Genomic DNA, 1,782 nt, shown 5'->3' with positions numbered 1-1,782 from the left:
TAATACAATTGGTATTATTTTTATTTTCCTATATTTTTTATTAAGCATTTTTATTTTCTGTATTTTGTGGTTCTATTCTTTATTGTTATTGGCACTAGGGAATGATGGAACTGATACAGTATTGTGATTGTAGATAAACTTATTTTATGGATGAATGGAGTTTGGTACTGTGTCTTTTAAGAAATCTTTTACTCAGCAGGAAGCTATTCCTGATGAAGGTATTGAAGCGGCAATAGAGATAATGAAGTCGGGTAGGTTGCATCGTTATAACGTTAACTCTGGTGAAAAGAGTTTAACGGATCAACTTGAGTTAGCCTTCAGCCAATACATGGGAGTTGATAACTGCTTAGCTTGTGCCTCTTGCGGTTATGCACTGCATATTGCATTAAAAGCATTAGGCGTAAAAGAAGGCGATAAAGTCCTTTGTAATGCGTTTACTTTAGCCCCTGTCCCTGGTGCAATAGATAATGCTGGCGGTGTGCCAGTATTAGTCGATATTGATAAACAACTTTGTATCGACTTAGATGATTTAGAAAATAAAGCGCGTGCCAGTGGCGCTAAATATTTATTACTTTCCCATATGCGTGGTCACATCTCTGATATGGATCGCGTCATGAAAATTTGTAAAGACTTCAATCTATTATTAATCGAAGATTGTGCTCATACCATGGGGGCAAAATGGAATGGTAAAATGAGTGGTAGTTTTGGTGATGTTGCTTGTTTTAGTACTCAAACCTATAAACATATGAATTCAGGTGAAGGTGGGTTATTAATTACGCCTCACAGCGATGTGATTAGCAAAGCTATTATCTACTCTGGCTCTTACATGCTTTATGATAAACACTATGCTGCGCCTGATAAGCAAGCCTTTGATGCCGTTAAGTATACGACCCCTAATTACAGTGGGCGTATGGATAACTTGAGAGCTGCGATATTATTGCCACAGCTTGAGTTACTCGATAAAAAATGTACTGCCTGGAATGACAGATATTTTGCAATGAGTGATATTTTTAAAACAAGTAATGAGATTGTGTTAATTGAACGAGATATCAAAGAGCAGTTTGTGGCTAGTTCTATACAGTTCTTTATCCCTGCTTTATCTCCTACTCAATTTCCATTACTTATTCAGGCGTGTGAAGCACAAGGAGTCTCTATTAAATGGTTTGGTGATAGTGAGCCAAACGGATATACCAGTAAATATGATAGTTGGCATTACATTAGTGATAAAACTAGCTTAGTAGATACTGAGCGTATTTTAGCGACTTTAATTGATATTCGTATTCCACTTACTTTTACTCTCGAAGATTGTATGACGGTTGCCAAGATTATAAATACACAGGTCGAACTGGCAGTGGCTAAAATTTGAGGCTGGTGAAGTAAAAGAATTATATAAAAAGACCAGTAACATAAGTGACTGGTCTTGGTGTAAACGGTATTTAGTGTAAGTACTATGTCTTTTTCATCATATATTGACGGAAAACTTCAATCACCCACATCCATAAAATATGTCCTAATGTTTCAGAAACAAGTTCATTTATCGGTAGACCCCATATCGCAGGTGCCCAACCAAACACAGGTAAGGTAATGCCGTGGAAAAGGATTGTTAATAAGATACCAAACCCAACCCCCTGCCATAACGTTATTTTAGGACAACGTTCTGCAAGTACACAGTAAAGCATTGCAAAAAAGATAGAGAATAGGTGATGAACACCTGCAATACCCCAGTTAACAACATGCTCAGAATAAGTGTAAGTCATATTTTGAATGTTATACCAATCATAG

At 36.7% G+C, this 1,782-nt stretch carries 2 protein-coding genes; one reads left to right on the top strand and one right to left on the bottom strand.

Annotated elements, in window-relative coordinates; genetic code table 11:
• The first annotated feature begins 169 nt into the window (after nucleotides 1–169).
• Nucleotides 170–1,366, top strand: coding sequence for a DegT/DnrJ/EryC1/StrS family aminotransferase (locus DS885_RS00075; protein ID WP_220149610.1), 1,197 nt, complete (start codon nucleotides 170–172; stop codon nucleotides 1,364–1,366).
• A gap of 82 nt (nucleotides 1,367–1,448) precedes the next feature.
• Here DS885_RS00075 and DS885_RS00070 read toward each other — a convergent pair.
• The coding region (locus DS885_RS00070) for a DUF1440 domain-containing protein (RefSeq protein ID WP_113817369.1) at nucleotides 1,449–1,782 on the bottom strand (334 nt) is incomplete at its 5' end.

This window comes from Psychromonas sp. B3M02, assembly GCF_003318165.1.
Classification (GTDB): domain Bacteria; phylum Pseudomonadota; class Gammaproteobacteria; order Enterobacterales; family Psychromonadaceae; genus Psychromonas.
The sequence above is the reverse complement of the archived record's forward strand: the minus strand, read 5'-3'. Positions and strand labels throughout refer to the sequence as shown.